General features: G+C 39.3%; 1 protein-coding gene. It reads left to right on the forward strand.

Translation table 11 applies throughout. From position 1 onward, the window contains the following. A partial coding sequence (locus tag EFT72_RS18935) for a transposase (protein ID WP_206426691.1) occupies nt 1–506 on the forward strand: 506 nt, incomplete at both ends.

Here is a 506-nt window from a genome sequence, read left to right on the forward strand (position 1 = left end):
CTTGTTAATGCAGAACGTTATGCACGTAATGAAGAACGCAAAGGGTACCGTGCTGGTCATTATGACCGCACATTTACTACGACTTCTGGTGATGTTAATCTAAAAATGCCTAAATTAAAAGGTGTTGCTTTTGAAACTGCCATTATTGAACGCTATAAGAGACGTGAGACATCTGTTGAAGAAGCTCTTATTGAGATGTATCTTGCTGGTGTATCCGTCCGCAGAGTAGAGGACATTACCCAAGCGCTATGGGGAACGAAAGTCTCTCCTGGTACAATTAGTAATTTAAACAAAAAAGCGTATGAACACATTGAAAACTGGAGAAATCGTAAGCTTAAGAGAAAAACTTATCCATATGTTTTTGTGGACGGTGTATTCTTAAAACGATGCTGGGGTGGAGAATATGAAAATGTTTCAGTACTTGTAGCCATTGGTGTTACAGAAGATGGATACAGAGAAGTGATTGGTGCCGCAGAAGGTTTAAAAGAAGATCTTGAGAGTTGGAA

Source organism: Clostridium sp. E02, assembly GCF_003833015.1.
GTDB lineage: Bacteria > Bacillota > Clostridia > Lachnospirales > Lachnospiraceae > Lacrimispora.